An 18051-nucleotide genomic window follows, 5' to 3' on the forward strand; every position below is an offset into this window, starting at 1 on the left:
GATAACGAGAATATGCTAGACTCATTGAGCGCTGTAATTGGCAGAGGCCAAAGGTAAGGAGAAGGCGATGTCATCGATTGACTTTATCGAGGTTGCCGGCAATGGGAATCAGCCTGTCGTCGCAATGGGGCATGTCAGTGTTGAAGAAATTGTTGGCGAGCGTCCCCAGCACGGCGCCAGGCTACGTATATTCATTTCGCACAACCGTCCATCCGTCCCCTATTCTCTTGTTACAGACAGCCTTCACTTGGTGGACTACGTAGCACGCACTAACTCGGCGCTAAGAGAGCAGCTGGCCCGCTCCCGGTGGCGTGCCCAGGACGCGCGTCTCTTCTTCCGAATCAGCGCTTGCGATTTTGCGCATATCGAACCCTTGCACGTCGAGACTTGGCGAGACCTTGAGCTGATCTGGTCAGCTAATTTGAACCGAGTGCTATGCCTCGCAGTTGAGGGCAATCGATGGGACATTTTGAAGCTCCTTGACTCCATTCACGAGCAGGAGGGTAGCGATTTCAATGACCCAACGCCATCATTACCTGCGGCGCCCGATCCGCACCAAGCTGCTATCAAATTCCGCAATGAACTACTGGCGAAGGGTTGGCCCGATGGCAAGCGCGTAGCGGAGATGGCTGGCGGCTCGCTTGGAAAGAATCCGGCTCAATATGCAGCCCGCCTTCGTGCGAGTGGTGCACTCCTTGGCGTATGGGATGCCCCACTTCGCACGTTCCGGCATCCCGATTTCCAGTTTGACGCGCATGGCAAAGTGCTGCCAGAGGTGGCGCAGTTACTAAAGGCATTGCCCGGTGGCGATGACGACCGCGGTGGTTGGCGGCGTGCGTTCTGGTTGTACTCGCCCCATCCGAGGCTTGACGCGGAAAGCCCAGCTCAAGTATTCAAGTTTGATGCTCAGCGGGTTATCGACGTGGCCAAGCGGGAGTTTGATGGGGACCGCAATGCCCACTGGTGAGGACGACGTCTTGCATCGGGTTCAATGTGGTATTTTGAGACCCGGCGACTATTGGCATGTGTTCCCGGCCGTATATTCTCCGACCGCCAGTAACCCTAACTCCAAAGCGCGGCTGGCGTGGCGCGACGGCTTTCATAGCATGTTTTACGCGGGAGACACGCCGGCCGCCGCGCTTTGGGAAACCGCACTACGCAATGCTGGCGTCCGTCAAGGCTACGTCTACACGGACCCTGTTCACCTTAAAGGAATGAGCCTTGCGCGGCTGTCGTTGACCGTCGAGGTGCCCCTGCTGGATTTGCGTACGCCCTACCGCCGCGAGCTGGTCGATGCGAATTCCGCGTTGGACGCCATGTGGGATCACGCGCTGAAGCGGTCTGACTACGAAGCTACCCATGACATCACCCAGCAACTGATGGCGCAACTGATGGCAGCCGGCTACCCGGATGGTGCCGCTCTGCGGTGGCATTCACGGCAAGCGGGTTCGGACAGCGCTTTTTTGTTTTTCGAGCCGCCCATGACATCCGCCTGGTGGACGTACGAAGACAGCGATATTTTTCCGCTCGACGAACTCAGTGGACAAGAGCAGATCCGGCAGGCGCTCGCCCATCAGGGGCTCACGTGGCGCGGCGCTCCCGGCGGGACTGAGTTCGAGCCAGACCTGCACGAGTGCAAATAGTGAGCGGACCATCTTCACCGGTTCGTCAGAAAATTCGGCGTCGGCAGTTTTGCGCTCCGACCGGCGTCGCGCGCAAACTTATGCGCCCGTTCCATTGGCAGCTTCCGAGCAACAGCCGACGCCTGAGCGTCCGAGCAACGGGTCGAGGAAATGTCGGCTACTGGCCGATAGCACCAGTTCGATGAGCGGTCGACAGAACGGACATTGGAATCCTCAACGTCAGCTTTCCGGCAGTTTGTGTGAACGCGAACTTCCGGCCATGATGCGTCATTCGCCCACCCGGTGGTCCGGACATTCAGACGTCCGCTCGGCTCAGCAAACGGCCAGCACATGGGCGAAAGCGAACGTTGCCTCTCGGCCATTGCGGACGGTCGGTGCCTGAGGGGGCCTCATAATGCATGTCTGCTTTCTGTGCCTTCTATTTTTTGTCCGAGCCAAGTTCGGCTTCGATTTGCTCGATTGACGGAAGGTCTGAAACAAGTGGGGCGGGGACTTCGCGCAATAGTTGGTACTCAGCCACCCCAATCGGCTTAGCCATGCCTCGGAGCGCATACTCGGCGACGAGCCGGTTCTTTTCCCGGCATAGCAGTAGTCCGATGGTCTGCTGATCGTCAGCGCGCTTCAACTGGGCGTCAACTGCAGACAGGTAGAAATTGAGCTGGCCCGCGTATTCCGGTTTGAACGGCGTAGTCTTCAACTCTACTACCACGTAGCAGCGCAGCTTGAGATGATAGAACAACAAGTCGATGAAGAACTCATCGCCGCCGACGTCCAGCCGATATTGGCGACCCACGAAGGCGAAGCCGGCGCCAAGTTCGATCAGGAAGCGGGTGATGTGCTGTGTGAGTGCCCTTTCGATATCACGCTCCTGCGCGTCGTCGGTTAAGCCGAGAAAATCGAAGATGTAAGGATCCTTGAGCGTTGCGCGCGCTAAGTCGGACTGAGGCGGCGTCAAGCGGTCCCGAAAGTTTGTGACCGCGCCACCTTGCCGCTCGTGCAGGCGCGTTTCGATCTGCATGGCCAGCACATTGCGCGACCAACCGTGTTCGACGGCTTTGGCCGCGTACCACTCGCGTTCAGCGTTTGCTTTCAGTTTGTCGAGGAGCGTGCACAGATGGAACCATGGTAAATGTGCAGCAGCTTGCTGCACAAACGCGCCGTCCGGCCACGCCTCGGCAAAAGCTCGCATGTATTTGAGATTGCGTGGCGAGAATCCCCGCATGTCGGGAAAAGCTGCTTTTAGGTCCCGGGCAAGTTGGTCGATTACCTTTGCGCCCCATCCTTGACGCCGTTGCCGCTCCAATATGTCACGACCAATCTGCCAATAAAGCGAGATCAATTCACGGTTGACGGAGAGCGCTGCGCGTTGCCGCGCCTGTTCGACTCGCAACTTCAGGTCGGTCAGCCATGCGGCGTAGTCGGGTGAGTTGCGAAGCAGGTCTGTCATTCGGGTAGTCCGAGGCACAGGACAAAACAATAGATCCTGTGATTATCGGCGGTCAGGGGGGCGGCAGGCAACCGGGACGTGTCTGAAATCGCATGCATGGCCCGCTGCCCCTTATGGGGGCACAAACGCCGATGACTTCAAAAAAAGCGGACGCTCGCCGCGTTAGCCTACGGCTTCCCAAGGACGTCCGCAATGGCCAACTCCACGTGTTCCAGTGACTGCACCGAACGACTTCTCGACCCTGATACCCGCCGTTGCACTTCTGACGGCTCGAGCGACGGCAACGGGTCGAGAGCACGCTTTCGCTGAAGTTCGAAACGGACGTTCGCCGCCACAGACCGGTGAACGTCCGGTCACTGGCGCCTAGCAGACGCGTCAACGCTGACGGGCCGATGTCGGCTTAGGCCGAGCACATGCCGGCCGCCCCGAATACACGAATGACCGTTGCACCCTGGAAGCTGCTGTAAACGCCACGCCGGGTCGAAGGGTAGAAGTGGCTCGAACTCGGCCGGTTGCGTTCATCGCAGATCGGCCATCTGCGGTCGTTCGTCCGCCACATCACATGGACGTTCGAACGTCGGCCCCGCTTGGATCAAAGCGAACTCAAGCGCTTTCTCGGTCAACGATGGTAAACCCAGTGTCGATCCGCACATTGAGCCGTTCGCCCTCATACCCCGATTCCGCAGCAAAGCGGGTAAGCAAAGCCTCGGCGGCATTTTTCCCGATCGTAGCCCCGTCGACCCGAACCGTCGACAAAGCGGGACAGACGTGTGCCGCGGTGTTGAGGTCGCCGAAGCCCATCACTGCAACATCACGAGGGACATTCAATCCGCGGCTCGCAGCCTCCGCGAGCACGCCCTGCGCCAAGGTGTCGGAACTGCAAACGACAATCTCCGGCGAAGATGACGCCAATATTCGAGTGAGCCCTTCTCGCCCACCCTGCAACGTCGCCGGCGCCGGAAGCACTTCGAACGACGTGTCTACGATGCCATGCTTGGCTAGCTCGTTCTTCAAACTCTCGCAGCGGCGTAGGCCGCGTGGGTCATCGACGGAGACAATCCCAAATCGCTGGTACCCCTTGCGAATGAGATGCCGCGCGACCGCCACACCAACCTTCTCATGTGAGAAACCGATGACCATATCGATCGGATTGTCGGTCAGGTCCCAGATTTCGACGACCGGGATCTTCGCTTTTGTCAGCCGTTCGATCGTCGCATCGGTGTGGCTCGTGCCCGCGAGGACGATTCCGTCTGGCCGACGGCCAAGGATAGCTTCGACAAGCGCTTCCTCGCGCGAGGTGGAGTATCCAGTGAGCCCGAGAAGCGTTTGGTAGCCGGAAGTCGTCAGACCGTCCATCAATGCCTGAACGGTGTCAGAAAAAATCGAGTTGGCAATTGTCGGGAGCAGGATTGCGACCAGATGACTCTTGCTGCTCGCTAATCCGCCGGCGAGCATATTCGGTACGTATCCCGTCGCCCGAACGGCCTCGATCACTTTTCTCTGCGTATCGCTTCGAACCAGTTCGGGCCGATTCAGTGCGCGTGACACGGTCATCGGCGCGACGCCCGCAACGCGCGCAACGTCAATCAACGTGACGCTCTTCGCGGCACCGGCGATCACCGGCGCCTGCTTGCGCTCGTATTTTTTTGCCATCTCCACGACTCCTGTCCGCGATCCGGTCAAGCCGGGGCAGGGCGACTCGTCGCGTGCACCCGCATACGGAACCGCTGTCTTGCCGGTCCTCGGCGACGATTCGTCGTTCCCGGCGGCCGACTCGCGACGGCCAGGATGCTTCATAGGATCTACTGCGCTACGCGGTAATTTGCGTAGTCGCTTCGGTGGGTTCCTGCTTCATCGAGCGGCCTGAATGCGCCGACTCTCCACAGGCTAAAACGCGATGCCCTCGCGCTAACACATTGATCGCGCCGACCACATCGGCGTGATTTTCGTAACCGCAATCGACGCACTGGAATTGCGCCTGAGTCTGCCGGTTGTCTTTCGCTATATGGCCGCAGCAAGGGCACGTCTGACTGGTGTGGTGTGGCGGCACGGCCAGCAGCATGCCGCCGTTCCACAACATCTTGTAGTCGAGCTGCCGCCTGAACTCGCCCCAGCCTTGGTCGAGCATGGCACGATTGAGGCCAGACTTCCACCGCACCCTCTTGCCGTGCTGTTCGCTGTTGCCCCTGGAAGACCTGGAGAGTTTCCGTACCTGCAAATCCTCAATGCAGACGAGCGCGTGGTTTTGGCTGATCGTCGTCGTGGTCTTGTGCAGGAAATCTTTGCGGGCGTTGGCGATGCGGGTGTAAATCCTCTGGACGCGGGCCTTCGCCGTCTTCCAGTTGTTGCTGAACTTGACCTTGCGGCTCATGCGGCGCTGGTAGCGGGCCAGCCGCTGCTGGTGTTTCCTGAAGCTGTTGAGCGGCGCGATGAAGCTCGCGTCGCTCAGGGTGGCGAATCTGGCGATGCCGACATCGATGCCGATGGCGGTTCTCGTCGTGGGCAAAGCTTGCTCGATTTCACGTTGCGTCTGAATTGACACGAACCACTTGCCGCCCGACTGGCTCACGGTCACGTTGCGCAACTCGCCAAGAACCTCCCGGCTGTTGCGGTAACGCAGCCAGCCCAACTTGGGAAGAAAGAGGCGGTTGTTGGCCTGATCGAGCTTGATCTGTTTCGGGTCGGGGTAGCGGAAGGCATCGCCGCTGCCCTTGCGCTTGAAGCGCGGGAAGTCGGCGCGCTTGGCGAAGAAATTTTTGTATGCCTTCTCCAGGTCCTTCAAGGCATGTTGCAACGGGTGGCAGGGCGCCTGCTTGAGCCAGGGCGTGTCAGGGCCATTGCGCCAGCCGGTCAAGTGCTTCGCCATGGCCACGTAGCCGATGAACTTGTGACCCGCCTCGTGATTCGCCTTTTGCATCGCCAACGCCTTGTTGAAGACGTACCGGCACGACCCGGCGAAGCGGCGCATATCGCGCGCCTGTTCGCCGTTCGGCATCAGTGCGTATTTGAAGACCTGAAGACGTTTCATGGCCTCAATCATACGTTGCGCTATGACGGCCCACAACGAAATACGGCCCGGCAGACATGGCGTTTTTTCTGATTTTGGGGAGGCGCTGTGGTCGCTATCCTGTTTCGCCGGAAGCGGTAGCGGCGCCCCCATCGCCGTTATCCGGCAGTACATCGAACAGCGGCAAACGCCGCACTAAAGTCAAAGACACGGCCGGCTTTGACGTCCGCGCTCTTGACCCCGCCCTGAAGGGCGGGGTTTGCCGCGCAACCGATCAAGCTGCGCGCAGCGGATTATCTGATGCCGGATGCACCGCGTGTAGGAGGGATCACGCCATTTCTCAAGGTGGCGGCGTTGGCGGATCACGCGGGACTGATGCTGGCGCCGCACTTCGCCATGGAACTGCACGTGCATCTTGCGGCGTGCTACACCCGCGAACCGTGGGTCGAACACTTCGAGTGGCTGGAACCGCTGTTCAATGAAAAGCTCGAGACGCGCGACGGCCGCATGATCGTGCCAACGCGTCCCGGGCTTGGACTGACGCTCAGTGATCGCGTCGCGGGATGGACTGCCCAGGCGTCAGAAGTCGGTGGCCGCGCCTGAACGCGGTGCCGAATCGAGCACCGAGAACTCCCAGCCCAGCGCGGCGGCCGGGACTGTATCGCTGCGGTCTTCAACGGGGGCACGGGCTGGCGTGGCAATGGACCCCGCGTCGGCATTCACCGATGCCGATGTCGAGATCAGCCGGGCCAGTGCAACAAGCACCACGAACAGGGCCGTAGTCGATACGGCGATCAAAAGCCCGGTGCGCGCGATCGCCAGCCGTCGTGCTGCCGCCACGAGCCGACGCATGAAATTCGACGATGCGGGAAGCCTGTCGCGATCAATCCTGTGCGGTAGAAGGTGTTTCGTTGACATGATATTCTCCAATGGGTAGATGGCACATACCAGCGTAGGCTGGGAGGCGTCGGGCGGCCCGACGATACGCCGAATGAATCCCGAAAATGATCCGAAAAATCCGGCGGAATCCGTCGGCGGCGCTCAGGCGGTGGAGGGCGTGCTGCGTTTCCCGGGGTTCGAGGTCGACCTGGGGCGCGGTGAACTGCGTATCGGCGGGCAGGTGGTGGCCCTCAGGCCCAAGACCTTTACGCTACTGACCTACCTGGCGCAGCACCCAAGGCGGCTCCTGGCAAAGGAGGCACTCGTCCAGGCGGTGTGGCCTGACGTCATCGTTACCGACGACTCCTTGGTGCAGTGCGTCAGCGAGCTTCGTTCAGCCTTGGGCGACCATCAGCAGCAAGTGGTCCGCACCGTGCCCCGCCGCGGCTACATACTCGAACTTCAACCGGTCGGGCTCGACCAAGCCGATGCAGGCCGTCCGATCCCGCCCGCCCCGCTAGTCGTAGAGCGCTCTTCGAGCGATGCCGCCATGAACCGGCGACGGATCGCCCTGGCGCTGGCAGTCGGCCTGATTGCGCTCACAGGTGCCAGTTCGTGGGTCTGGTGGCACAGGGAAAGGACGGAAGGGGAGCGCGGGACCATGCCGGTCGGCCGGCGCTCGATTGCCGTGCTGCCGTTCGCCAATCTCAGCGGCGATCCGTCGCAGGCGTACTTCGCCGAGGGCATCACGGCCGACGTGATTGCTGATGTGTCGCGCTTGCCCGACACGCTGGTCATGGGCCAGGCTTCCACCCAAACGTACCGCGACACGGCATCGGACGTGCGCCGCGCCGGCCAAGACCTGGAGGTTCACTTCGTCGTAACGGGCGGTGTCTGGCGGTCCGGCAGCGACGTGCGAATCAATGTCCAGTTGTTGTCCGCGGAATCAGGTACCGTGCTCTGGGCCGACACGCTCGAGTATCCGGACGAGAGCCAATGGAACTGGCGGCGCGACCTGGGGCCGCGCATCGCGAACGCACTCGATATCCGGATCATGGATGTCGTCGGCGGCTGGGGGGCAGATCGGCCCGAACCGCGCGACGCGATCGATCACATCATGCGGGGCTTCGCCGAACTGCGGCGGGCGTCGGCGCGCTCGGACTGGGAGGCCGCCGCCGACGAGTTCCGCGCGGCACTGAAAACGGCGCCGAAATCGGCGTCGGCGTGGGCCGGGCTCAGCCTCGCGTTGGCGGGGCAGATCTTCGGCAGGCACATCGCCCACCCGCAGGAGATGCTTCGCGAAGCGGACGAAGCGGCAAACAAGGCGCTCGCGATCGATGTCAACAACGCGACTGCCCACTTCGCCCTCGGGCAGGTCCTCATTCTTCGCGGGCGGCTCGAGGCGGCGCAGGCGGCCTTCGAGTCTTGCCTGTCCCTGAATCCAAGTCATGCGCACGCTCACATGCGCATCGGCCTGATCAGGATCGAACTCGGGCACGCTGAAGAAGCGCAGCAGCATGTCGACATGGCGCTCCGCCTCAGTCCAATGGACCAGACCCGCGCCGCGTATGCACACTTGATCGCCGGCATTGCCCAGTTCCACCTGGGACACGACGACGAGGCCTACGCTGAAATGGAGAAGATGGTCGCTGCAGATCCCCGGGTCGGGTTTGCCTACATGTGGATGGCATCAATCGACGGGCTTCACGGACGCACCGCCAAGGCGCACGAAAACCTGGACCGATATAAGCAATACATCGAGATTCAGACGATAAGCGGCCTGAAAGCCACCGAGCGGTCTACCAACCCGGTGTTCCTGGCACAGCGCGAGCGTTTCTATGACGGCTTGCGAAAGGCGGGCTTGCCGGAATGAAGTTAGCGGCGAGAGAATTACTCAAAGCCATAGAGGTTCCGGGGATTATCAACAAGGATTCGGTTGAGGGTGTCCACGTCCGGGACAACGTCGGCGAACCAATCCAGCAAGCGCGCATCATTCGGTTTCGACGCTTCCGTGGCGTGTGGCCAATCGGTGCCCCACACGAGACGATCTGGAAAATCGCTGACCAGCGCACCAGCGGTCTGCGCCAGATCGGGGTATGGCGGCGAATTCGAATGACTGGAAAGGTAAGGCGCTGACAGTTTCAACCAGACGTGCCCCGAGCGCATCAGACGCCACAGGTCTGCACGCACGGCATCTTCAATTTCCGTTGAATGATGGACGCGTGCATAGTGGTCGAGAACAACGGGTGCGTTCAAGGCTAACAACCTATCCGCGTAATCGATAATCTGTTGGCTCGACAAGTGCAGCTGGATATGCCATCCGAGTTCGCGTACTCGCGACGCAAGTGTCGTGAGCATCGTCATCGAAGTTGCGCCAGGCTGCACCTGATTGAATCGAATGCCGACGACGCCAGCTTCATCCATCTTGCGCAACTCGTTATCGCTGACCGAGTCGTCAACGACCGCGACACCGCGAGCGCACGCGCGCTGCACTTCAAGGGCGGCGAGCATCAGGCTATTGTCGGTGCCATAGGTGGACGGTTGAACAAGCACATGGCGCGTGGTGCCAAGTCGAGCCTGCAGACGTTTGTAGTCAGCAATCGTTGCCGTCGGCGGTGTCACCACCGCACTGGCGACCGGCTCACGCGCCGAGTCGAAGACATGCATATGGCAATCACACGCATTGGCAGGCAGGGTCACACGGGGAGGTTCTTCCCCTCCGGAAAACGGGGTCATTCAAGGGCTCCACGGTGAATTTGTTTATTTTTTGTATTTCGCGACGGGTGTTGCCATCTACCTCATGGGGTTTACGTGAGGCCGTGCATGGTCACCCAAAGGTCATTGAGAATCGGTCGTTCCGCCCGCCGGCGTGTCCAGGCGCTCCTTCATAAAGCGCCGGTACGACAGGCGGATATGTGCCTCCATCAGATGACAGGCAAGTTCGCCGTCGTGAGTCTGAACTGCGTAGGCAATGTCCTGGTGCTGCTGCAAGCTGCGCGCGAAGTCCGGTGCCGAATACAAAAAGAACGAGCGGGTGATGACGGGCATGTCGATAAGGGTCACCAGCATCGACTTCAGCCGTTGGGACTTCGCACAGTCCAGCAGGTAGGTGTGAAACGCCCTGTTGGCCGACTGAATGCGAAGCACAGCATCGTCTGCGCCGCTACCGATGGCGTCCGCCATCTCGGCATTGATGCGGTTCAGTTCGGCAATGTCCTCATCCGAAGCGCGGTCGGCGGCAAGTCTTGCTGCATGCGGCTCCAGAAGGGCTCGCAGACTGAACATTTCCTCAATGTCCCAGCGCGTCCACCCGGCGACGAACACCCCCCGATTCGCTTCAACAGATACCAGCTTGTCCTCCGACAGCTTCTTGAGCGCGGCTCGAACCGGCGTCCGGCTCATGCCCAACTCGTCGGCGAGATGCTCTTCCTTCAACTGCGTCCCAGGCTGGTACTGCCCCGACAGAATGCGTTTGCGCATGGTGTCGTAGGCGAAATCCATTCCCTTTTTCATTGTCGCTTCACTCGTTTTCGCTGACTCGCCGTGGCTACTGCAAAGGAGGTCCGTCTGACCGCCTGGCGGCCCGCAGATGCGTCTGCCGCTCGGCTCCGGCGATATCTTACAGGATCCATTGTTTTTACATTGTGCCGAATTTAGTTGCAAGAAACGTCTGACGGTCTAATTTTAGGGGTATTCCCGCGAGTTCGTTAGTTCCGCTTGAGTGAATTGTATTTTATTTGTACTCTTTGGCCATCGAAGGAGGAATCAATGAACATTGCAATCATCGGGTTGGGCGAAGTGGGGCGCTGCTACGCACACGCTCTTGCGGGCGGCTCTGACGTGACACTTTTGCTATGCGAGCAACGCATCTCGGAGTCTGCCGCGCAACTCGCGAGTGGGCTCAAACTTTCCATCCATGAGTCGGTAGGCCCGTGGCTGAATGATGCTGACTGGGTGTTGTCCTGCGTGGTCGGAACGAAATCTCTCCACGTCGCGCAACACTGCTTCGGCCACATGAAGCAGGAAGCCGCTTTCGCGGACTTCACGACGGCCGCGCCGGACGAAAAGCGCCAGGCGGCGGTCCAGGCGACTGACAAGGGCATCGCATATGCCGACGTCGCCATCATGGGCGCCATCGCATTGCTCGGCGCGCGCACGCCATTGCTGTGCTCGGGCGACGCAGCCGATGCATTCTCGTCGCTCCTGTCCGACGCTTCCGGCGCCGCTCCGGATGTTCTTCCGAATAGCCACGCCGGCGACGCCATGTCGTTGAAAATCCTTCGCAGCGTTTTCACGAAGGGCATGGAAGCACTCGCGGTTGAGGTACTGATGGCCGCCGAACGTCAAGGGCTACGCCCGGCGCTCTATGACGTCCTGCAGGACATCGACAAGGCATCGCTGCCGCAGTTTCTGGAGATGCTCGTCACCACTCACGTCATTCACGCCCGCCGGCGCATGCACGAAGTTGATGAAGCCGAGCGCCAGCTTGCAAGTATCGGCATCTTGTCAGATGTCCTCGACGGCGTTCAGCACCGGTTTGCCAGGACGGCGGAGAAGCTCGATGTGTTGCCTTTGCCTACCGAGAAGCCAACGCTCCAAGACGCTCTGAACTGGCTTTCCTCTGAAGCGGTGATCGAAGCCGCTTAACCCCTCTCGATTCCCTCGATTCAAATGTGGCAGCCCGGCTGCCAGCCCCCACTCGTTCTAAATTTTGGAGAAGCACCATGTCTGTCAGCAAGGAACAAATCGAAACGCTCAAGCAACTGGGTACCGCGACGATTCACGAAGCCCAGGGGCAGAAGGGTGCCATCGACGGCGCACTGCGTCCCATTGACCCGTCGCTCCGACTCGCGGGGCCGGCGCTTACCGTCGACTGCCGTCCGAGCGACAACCTCGCCATTCACTATGCGCTGACGAAAGCCAAGCCCGGCGACGTCCTCGTCGTCGATGCCAAGGCATTCATCGAAGCTGGGCCGTGGGGTGACTTGCTGACGTTGGCCGCTCAGAAGCTCGGCATCGTGGGTCTGGTCATCGATGGTTCCGTTCGCGACGCCAATGCCATCATCGAATTAGGCTTTCCCACATTCTCGCGTGGACTTTCCATCAAAGGGACCAACAAGAACCAGCCGGGGAAGGTGAACGTGCCTGTATCCATCGGCGGCGTTATTGTGAATCCGGGCGATATCGTCGTTGGTGACCGTGACGGTCTCGTGGTCGTCGAGCAAAGCGCCGTGGAGGGCGTTATCCGTATGAGCCGCACACGCGAGGACAAGGAGAACGGCATTCGCGCGGGAGTGGAGGCCGGTAAGAGCACCGTAGAGCTCCTCGGTCTCGCCGATACGCTCAAGAAGCTCGGGATGGTCTGAACGCGAAGCCAGCCTTACCTCGACCGAACATCAAGCGTCGTCAACGAAACGACCCAGCCGGAGACTCATGATGTACGTGGCAAAAACCAACCTGGCGGACAGTGCTGAAGCTGCGTCGCCGGACACGACCGAAAAATCGGTCAGTGCTCCCGTAACGGCGTATCGACGTTCCTGGATTATCCTGGCCGTCGCCTGGGCCGTGTACTTCATCGACCTCTTCATGCGGTACAACATTCCGACTGTCATGCCCCTGCTGCGCCAGGAGCACGGCTGGAATGCCGCGACCGTCGGCTGGATTGACTCGGCCTTTCTCATCGCTTATGCGGTCAGTCAGTTGCCGTGGGGATACATCAGCGAGCGCTGGCTCGGCGCGCGGTGGACGGTGACCCTCGGCACCGCAATGATTGCACTAGCGAGCATCGTGTTCGCTTTTCACGAAGACAGCATCGCGCTGGCTATCACGGCCCGGGCGGTTATCGGCATCGGTGCGGCAGCGGTGTGGGTGCCGTTGAATCCCGTCCTGGCCCGCTGGTTTGCGCCCAGCCTTCGAGGCACGCAGACAGGGCTGCTTGCGATGGGCGGCGCGTTGGGGACCGGCAGCGGCGGTGCGGTGATGCCGTTCCTATTGACCGGCAGCACGATGGCGTTCGGGCTGACCGCGATGCAAACCGGGTTTCTGTATTCGGCGATTCCGGGCCTCATCATGATGCTCATCGTGCCGTTCGTCATCAGAAATCGTCCGGAAGCGGTTGGCCTCAAGTCCCTCGACAGGGTGGTCACGGCAAAAGGTGCGAAAGTCGAAGCACATGACGAGCCCAAGTTCGGGCACATCATGCGCACCTCCAAGTACCCGTATCTGCTCGCGGTGGTCTACGCGGGATATCAGGGCTGCAAGTACTTCGTGTGGACGTGGTTTGCTTCGTATCTTGTCGCCGAATATGGGTTGAAGCTGAGCAGCGCAGGGCTCCTCTGGGCGTTCGTTGCTGCGTTTCCGGCAGCCATCTGCCAGCCGCTCAGTGGCTTGATTTCGGACAAGGTGGGCCGCGTCCGTGCGCTTTCAGTCTCCCTTCTTGTGACCGTTGCATTGTCGGGCTGCTTCATTCTGTTCGCGATGCTGGGAAAGGCAATCGTGCCGGTGTGGGCGATTCTTGTGACCGCCGTGGTGTTCTCCGTGTTCGTGAACATGTGGGTGCTGGTTTGGCCGTTCACCACGATTATGTTTCCGACCTCTGCCGGCGGCCCTATCGGCGGGTTCATGAACACCTTCGCTGCGCTCGTTGGTTCGCTCGCGCCGGTGGTCTCGGGCTACTTCATCGACGCCACGCATTCTTATACCTCGGTATTTGTCGCGGGAGCCTGCTGTGCAGCGATTGGATGGTACGCGTCCCGCTCCCTCAAGGAACACCGCGTCGTTTGAGTCCCATTCCCAAGAAAGCACTCGCGCAGTCAGCATCGGTCCCTCGCGACATCGGCTGCCCTATCACCGAGCCGCTTCCATTATTGTAGTAAATAGCGCCGAATCTGGAGTACGTCATGTCGAGCAGCACTGCATCATCTACATCCGCTGAGTCACGCGAGCGCCGCAAGGTCATTCTTGCCTCATCGCTTGGCACGATGTTCGAGTGGTATGACTTCTATCTGTACGGTTCGTTGTCGACCGTCATTGCGAAGCAGTTTTTCTCGGGCGTTAATCCGACCGCCTCGTTCATCTTCGCGTTGCTAGCCTTCGCCGCGGGCTTCGTCGTACGACCGTTCGGCTCGCTGCTGTTCGGTCGTCTCGGAGACATGAGCGGTCGCAAGCACACCTTCCTCATCACCATCGTTCTGATGGGCTTGCCGACCTTCATTGTCGGCCTGCTGCCGTCGTATGCATCAGTCGGCATCGCTGCGCCGATTATGTTGATTGCGCTACGGCTGTTGCAAGGCCTTGCTGTCGGTGGCGAGTACGGCGGAGCCGTGACCTACGTCGCCGAATATTCGACACCGTCCGTGCGTGGCTTCAACACATCATGGATACAGACGACCGGTTCGGGCGGACTGCTGCTTTCTCTTTTTGTCATCCTTGGCGTGAGAACCCTCATTGGCGAAGCGCAGTTCATGGCATGGGGATGGCGTGTACCGTTTCTATTCTCAATTGCGTTGCTGGGTGTGTCTATGTGGATTCGCCTGAAGCTCAAGGAGAGCCCGGAATTCGAGAAAATGCAGCAGAAGGGGGCGCAGTCAAAGGCGCCGCTGCGTGACACCTTCGGCAACCGCCGTAACGCGATGATGGTTCTTTTCTCGTTGCTCGGATGCACGGCCGGCCTCGGGGTAGTGGCGTACACGAGCCAGTTCTACATTCAGTTCTTTCTTCTGCAGACGCTCAAGGTGGATGGCCGAATTGCTAACGAAGTGCTGGCGCTTTCCCTCGTCATCGGTCTGCCGTTCTATGTCTTCTTCGGGTGGCTGTCGGACCGTATCGGTCGCAAGCCCGTCATTCTCACTGGTTGCCTGCTCGCCGCACTGACCTACTTCCCCATCTACAAGTCGATTGCGCACTATGCCAACCCGCAGCTCGAGCATGCAAGGGCCGCCGCACCAGTCGAACTCCATGCGACCCCCGAGAGCTGCTCGGTGCAGTTCAACCCGGTCGGCACGGCTGCCTTCACGACGTCCTGTGACTCGGCGAAAGCTGTACTGGCGCGGAGCTCGGTGCCCTATACCACCGTGGTTCAGCCAGCGGGAGCGCCCGCATCCATTCACATCGGTGGACAGGTCATTCCGGCCGTCGACGGAGCCAAGCTGTCTGAAGCTGACTTCGCGACTCAGTCCAGCGCATTGAATACCCGCGTGACGCAAGCGCTGGCGGCGAGCGGATACCCGATCACTGCCGTATCCGCTGACGTTAATCGGCCCATGCTGATTTTGTTGATGACAGTGCTAATCATCTATCTGACGATGGTGTATAGCCCCGCGGCCGCATGGCTTGTCGAGTTGTTCCCCCCGCAGGTGCGCTACACAGCGACGTCACTACCCTACAACATCGGAAACGGTTGGTTCGGCGGCTTCATGCCAGCGACGGCGTTCGCAATGGTGGCGGCAACCGGCGATATCTTCTACGGCCTCTGGTATCCAGTTGTGGTCGCCTCTTGCACATTTATCATCGGCCTGTTCTTCCTGCCCGAGACCCGCTTCAACAGTGGCGCGGAAGTGCCGTCGGCCCACGCGAGGTCGCGTGCGGTTTCGAATTCGGCTGGCTAGGTGCCGTCGAACATCGGTGGCAGTTGCTGGAGGGCCAGCTTGCCGCCGGTAGGGGGCACCGTTGAACGCCTGTTCCCCAAGCCGATGAGCGCTCCGCAATCTTGGGGCTGAAGACATTGGCGTCCTGCGCGATAATCTCAAGGCACAAGAACGCGAGGAGTTCAACATGACGGTACTCATACTAGGATTGCTGATCTTTCTGGGCACACACTCCGTCCGAATCGTCGCTGAACCTTGGCGCACAGCGCAGATTGCCCGGTTGGGCCCGAACGGCTGGAAGGGCTTCTACTCGGTGGCTTCGGCCGTCGGGCTAGGGCTGATCGTCTGGGGCTATGGCCTCGCGCGCGGGCACCCCGTGGTCCTCTGGACGCCGCCGACGTGGGGGCGGCATGTCGCCGCACTGCTTATGCTACTGTCGTCCGTTCTGCTCGCAGCAGCGTACGTGCCAGGCAACCGCATCAAGGCCGCAGTCGCTCACCCGATGGTGGCAGGGGTGCAACTCTCGGCCTTGGCGCACCTGTTCGCGAATGGCACCTTGGCTGCCGTCGTGCTATTCGGCGCTTTCCTCGTCTGGGCTGTGGCGAGTTTCATGACGGCGTGGCGTCGCGACCGGGCTGCGAACACACGCTATCCAGCCGGAACCCTGGCGCGCGACGCGGTCGTCGTCGTCGTCGGGCTGGCGGGTTGGGCGCTGTTCGCTTTTGTGCTTCACGGATGGTTGATCGGCGTGCGCCCGTTTGGCTGAGTGGTGTGCGTTTTCAGCGACTCCACTCGACGGCGGTCAGCAACGCGGCGGCAAACGCCTCGGGCGGCGTCGGTTCATGCGCCCGTTGGCATCTCGCTTTGTGCGACGCAGCATTCGCGATGAAAGCTGGCTGAAAGCCTGCGCCCCCTATACTCCGCCGCATACCTATCACAACAGAGCGTCAGGAGACAACGCACGTCCGCGCCGCGGCGCGTGCGCCATTACCCCGCGCAGCACTGCGTGTGAGGGTCAGCCCCTTATATTCAATCGAACGATCGCGCGCCAATCGATCGCCGGTCGCGCGCGCGCCCAAAGGAGCCGTTCATGGAAAACATAGCAAGCCTCTCACCGCAACGCGACACGCAAGCGGCCGTTGCCACCAGGGCCGGGTTCTGGCCGCATGGCTGGTGGAAACTGGTCGAATTCCGCATCGGCATTATTCCGCTGCCGGTCTATCTGATCCTGCTCGGCCTGGTGGCGGGGTTCGTGTTCACGGGCAAAGTCCCCGGCGAGATTTCCATGGCGATCGCCATCATGGCGCTGTGCGGTTTCACCTGCGCCGAACTCGGCAAGCGCGTGCCGCTGCTGCGCAACATCGGCGCGGCGGCGATCTTCGCTACCTTCATCCCGTCGTTCCTGGCGTTCCATCATCTGCTGCCGGCGCGCATGCTGGGCGTGGTGACCGAATTCACCAAGACGAGCAATTTCCTCTATCTGTTCATCGCATCGATCATCGTGGGCAGCATCTTCGCCATGGACCGGGAAGTGCTGATCAAGGGGTTCATCAAGATTTTCGTGCCGCTGGCCGCCGGTTCGATCGTGGCAGGGATCGTGGGGACGGCGGTCGGCGTGGCACTTGGCATGGAAGCCAAACACACGCTGTTCTACGTGGTGATCCCGATCCTGGCCGGCGGCGTGGGCGAAGGCGCGATCCCGCTTTCGATCGGTTACTCCGACATCCTGCACCAGTCGCAAGGCGAATTGTTCGCGCAAGTCCTGCCGCCGGTGATGCTGGGCAGCCTGTGCGCGATTCTCTTCTCCGGCGCTTTGAACTTCGTCGGCAAGCGTTATCCGCATCTCACCGGGGAGGGCCGCCTTCAGCCGGGTGAAGACAGTTTCCCGCCGCAACCGGCTCAGACGCAGGACACCCCCGCCGCACCCGACGTCAACACCATCGCGGCGGCCGGCGTCACCGCCATCACGCTGTACCTGGTCGGGCTGCTGTCACAACGTCTGTTCGGGTTTCCGGCGCCGGTATGTATGCTGTTCATCGCCGTGCTGATCAAACTGACACGCGCAGTATCGCCGCAACTGCAAAGCGGGGCGCAGGTCGTCTACAAATTCTTCGCCGCCGCCGTGACCTACCCGCTGCTGTTCGCCATCGGCGTGGCGATGACGCCGTGGGACAAGCTGGTCGCCGCGTTCAACATCACAAACATCGTCACCATCGCCGCCACGGTGGCTTCATTGATGGCGACAGGCTTCGTGGTCGGGCGCTGGCTCAAGATGTACCCGATCGAGGCGGCAATCGTCAACGCCTGTCACAGCGGACAGGGCGGCACGGGCGATGTGGCCATCCTGACGGCCGCCAATCGCATGGAACTGATGCCGTTCGCGCAGATCGCCACCCGCATTGGCGGGGCGATCACCGTCACGCTGGCGCTGCTGGCCCTGTCCCGGTTGGCGTAATTCCTGGCAAAAGGAGCGGCTTTTGGAAGCGATGC

At 60.7% G+C, this 18051-nt stretch carries 15 protein-coding genes and 2 pseudogenes; 11 read left to right on the top strand and 6 right to left on the bottom strand.

Annotated features, from left to right (window positions below; genetic code table 11):
• Window positions 1–67 precede the first annotated feature (67 nt).
• Both PTE30175_RS28440 and PTE30175_RS00535 read left to right on the top strand, forming a co-directional pair.
• Window positions 68–967, top strand: coding sequence for a hypothetical protein (locus PTE30175_RS28440; protein ID WP_224788537.1), 900 nt, complete (start codon window positions 68–70; stop codon window positions 965–967).
• Window positions 954–1643, top strand: coding sequence for an RES family NAD+ phosphorylase (locus PTE30175_RS00535; protein WP_191628727.1), 690 nt, complete (start codon window positions 954–956; stop codon window positions 1641–1643). Before PTE30175_RS28440 ends, PTE30175_RS00535 begins: the two co-directional genes overlap by 14 nt.
• Window positions 1644–2061: 418 nt before the next feature.
• On the opposite strand, the gene PTE30175_RS00540 is transcribed toward PTE30175_RS00535, so the two are convergent.
• The 3 genes from PTE30175_RS00540 to PTE30175_RS00550 all read right to left on the bottom strand — a co-directional run bounded on the left by PTE30175_RS00540 (window position 2062) and on the right by PTE30175_RS00550 (window position 6118).
• Window positions 2062–3090 carry a PDDEXK nuclease domain-containing protein gene (locus PTE30175_RS00540; protein ID WP_150695101.1) on the bottom strand — a complete coding sequence of 343 codons (1029 nt, stop codon included), beginning with the start codon at window positions 3088–3090 and terminating at the stop codon, window positions 2062–2064.
• A gap of 603 nt (window positions 3091–3693) precedes the next feature.
• The gene (locus PTE30175_RS00545; protein ID WP_150695102.1) at window positions 3694–4743 is read right to left on the bottom strand and encodes a LacI family DNA-binding transcriptional regulator; all 1050 of its coding nucleotides are present in this window, start codon (window positions 4741–4743) and stop codon (window positions 3694–3696) included.
• 157 nt (window positions 4744–4900) lie between these two features.
• Window positions 4901–6118, bottom strand: coding sequence for an RNA-guided endonuclease InsQ/TnpB family protein (locus PTE30175_RS00550; RefSeq protein ID WP_150695103.1), 1218 nt, complete (start codon window positions 6116–6118; stop codon window positions 4901–4903).
• Between the two features lie 85 nt (window positions 6119–6203).
• Here PTE30175_RS00550 and PTE30175_RS00555 point away from each other — a divergent pair.
• A pseudogene (locus PTE30175_RS00555) lies at window positions 6204–6296 on the top strand (IS200/IS605 family transposase); the annotation flags it as partial.
• Window positions 6297–6370: 74 nt separating this feature from the next.
• Window positions 6371–6700: pseudogene (locus tag PTE30175_RS00560) on the top strand (enolase C-terminal domain-like protein); the annotation flags it as partial.
• On the opposite strand, the gene PTE30175_RS00565 reads toward PTE30175_RS00560, so the two are convergent.
• Complete coding sequence (locus PTE30175_RS00565) at window positions 6677–7015, bottom strand: hypothetical protein (protein WP_150695104.1); 339 nt, start codon at window positions 7013–7015, stop codon at window positions 6677–6679. The pseudogene PTE30175_RS00560 and the gene PTE30175_RS00565 overlap by 24 nt on opposite strands.
• A 130-nt stretch (window positions 7016–7145) precedes the next feature.
• On the opposite strand from PTE30175_RS00565, the gene PTE30175_RS00570 reads away from it, so the two are divergent.
• Window positions 7146–8849 (top strand): winged helix-turn-helix domain-containing tetratricopeptide repeat protein, encoded by a 1704-nt coding sequence (locus PTE30175_RS00570; protein WP_191628729.1) that lies wholly within the window; start codon window positions 7146–7148, stop codon window positions 8847–8849.
• 17 nt (window positions 8850–8866) lie between these two features.
• Here PTE30175_RS00570 and PTE30175_RS00575 read toward each other — a convergent pair whose 3' ends face one another.
• Entirely contained in the window at window positions 8867–9712 is an 846-nt protein-coding gene (locus PTE30175_RS00575; protein ID WP_150695106.1) for an amidohydrolase family protein, read from the bottom strand.
• 102 nt (window positions 9713–9814) lie between these two features.
• On the bottom strand, window positions 9815–10489 hold the full coding sequence (locus PTE30175_RS00580; protein WP_224788538.1) for a GntR family transcriptional regulator: 675 nt from the start codon (window positions 10487–10489) through the stop codon (window positions 9815–9817).
• Between the two features lie 255 nt (window positions 10490–10744).
• On the opposite strand from PTE30175_RS00580, the gene PTE30175_RS00585 reads away from it, so the two are divergent.
• The 6 genes from PTE30175_RS00585 to PTE30175_RS00610 all read left to right on the top strand — a co-directional run bounded on the left by PTE30175_RS00585 (window position 10745) and on the right by PTE30175_RS00610 (window position 18016).
• Window positions 10745–11623: an NAD(P)-binding domain-containing protein gene (locus tag PTE30175_RS00585; protein ID WP_150695107.1), complete on the top strand. Its 879-nt coding sequence runs from the start codon at window positions 10745–10747 to the stop codon at window positions 11621–11623.
• Window positions 11624–11700: 77 nt separating this feature from the next.
• Window positions 11701–12342: a 4-carboxy-4-hydroxy-2-oxoadipate aldolase/oxaloacetate decarboxylase gene (locus PTE30175_RS00590; protein WP_150695108.1), complete on the top strand. Its 642-nt coding sequence runs from the start codon at window positions 11701–11703 to the stop codon at window positions 12340–12342.
• 67 nt (window positions 12343–12409) lie between these two features.
• Entirely contained in the window at window positions 12410–13759 is a 1350-nt protein-coding gene (locus PTE30175_RS00595; RefSeq protein WP_150695109.1) for an MFS transporter, read from the top strand.
• A gap of 116 nt (window positions 13760–13875) precedes the next feature.
• Entirely contained in the window at window positions 13876–15582 is a 1707-nt protein-coding gene (locus PTE30175_RS00600; RefSeq protein WP_150695110.1) for an MFS transporter, read from the top strand.
• A 166-nt stretch (window positions 15583–15748) separates the two neighbouring features.
• Window positions 15749–16327, top strand: a complete 579-nt coding sequence (locus PTE30175_RS00605) for an NnrU family protein (RefSeq protein WP_150695111.1) — start codon at window positions 15749–15751, stop codon at window positions 16325–16327.
• A 324-nt stretch (window positions 16328–16651) separates the two neighbouring features.
• Window positions 16652–18016: a 2-hydroxycarboxylate transporter family protein gene (locus PTE30175_RS00610; RefSeq protein WP_150695112.1), complete on the top strand. Its 1365-nt coding sequence runs from the start codon at window positions 16652–16654 to the stop codon at window positions 18014–18016.
• Window positions 18017–18051 lie beyond the last annotated feature (35 nt).

The organism is Pandoraea terrae (genome assembly GCF_902459695.1).
GTDB lineage: Bacteria > Pseudomonadota > Gammaproteobacteria > Burkholderiales > Burkholderiaceae > Pandoraea > Pandoraea terrae.

What these genes read in the sequence shown, in the direction of transcription:
- PTE30175_RS28440 (WP_224788537.1), top strand. Translation starts at nt 68, where the DNA reads ATGTCATCGATTGACTTTATCGAGGTTGCCGGCAATGGGAATCAGCCT.
- PTE30175_RS00535 (WP_191628727.1), top strand. Translation starts at nt 954, where the DNA reads ATGCCCACTGGTGAGGACGACGTCTTGCATCGGGTTCAATGTGGTATT.
- PTE30175_RS00540 (WP_150695101.1), bottom strand. Translation starts at nt 3,090, where the DNA reads ATGACAGACCTGCTTCGCAACTCACCCGACTACGCCGCATGGCTGACC.
- PTE30175_RS00545 (WP_150695102.1), bottom strand. Translation starts at nt 4,743, where the DNA reads ATGGCAAAAAAATACGAGCGCAAGCAGGCGCCGGTGATCGCCGGTGCC.
- PTE30175_RS00550 (WP_150695103.1), bottom strand. Translation starts at nt 6,118, where the DNA reads ATGAAACGTCTTCAGGTCTTCAAATACGCACTGATGCCGAACGGCGAA.
- PTE30175_RS00565 (WP_150695104.1), bottom strand. Translation starts at nt 7,015, where the DNA reads ATGTCAACGAAACACCTTCTACCGCACAGGATTGATCGCGACAGGCTT.
- PTE30175_RS00575 (WP_150695106.1), bottom strand. Translation starts at nt 9,712, where the DNA reads ATGACCCCGTTTTCCGGAGGGGAAGAACCTCCCCGTGTGACCCTGCCT.
- PTE30175_RS00580 (WP_224788538.1), bottom strand. Translation starts at nt 10,489, where the DNA reads ATGAAAAAGGGAATGGATTTCGCCTACGACACCATGCGCAAACGCATT.
- PTE30175_RS00585 (WP_150695107.1), top strand. Translation starts at nt 10,745, where the DNA reads ATGAACATTGCAATCATCGGGTTGGGCGAAGTGGGGCGCTGCTACGCA.
- PTE30175_RS00590 (WP_150695108.1), top strand. Translation starts at nt 11,701, where the DNA reads ATGTCTGTCAGCAAGGAACAAATCGAAACGCTCAAGCAACTGGGTACC.
- PTE30175_RS00595 (WP_150695109.1), top strand. Translation starts at nt 12,410, where the DNA reads ATGATGTACGTGGCAAAAACCAACCTGGCGGACAGTGCTGAAGCTGCG.
- PTE30175_RS00600 (WP_150695110.1), top strand. Translation starts at nt 13,876, where the DNA reads ATGTCGAGCAGCACTGCATCATCTACATCCGCTGAGTCACGCGAGCGC.
- PTE30175_RS00605 (WP_150695111.1), top strand. Translation starts at nt 15,749, where the DNA reads ATGACGGTACTCATACTAGGATTGCTGATCTTTCTGGGCACACACTCC.
- PTE30175_RS00610 (WP_150695112.1), top strand. Translation starts at nt 16,652, where the DNA reads ATGGAAAACATAGCAAGCCTCTCACCGCAACGCGACACGCAAGCGGCC.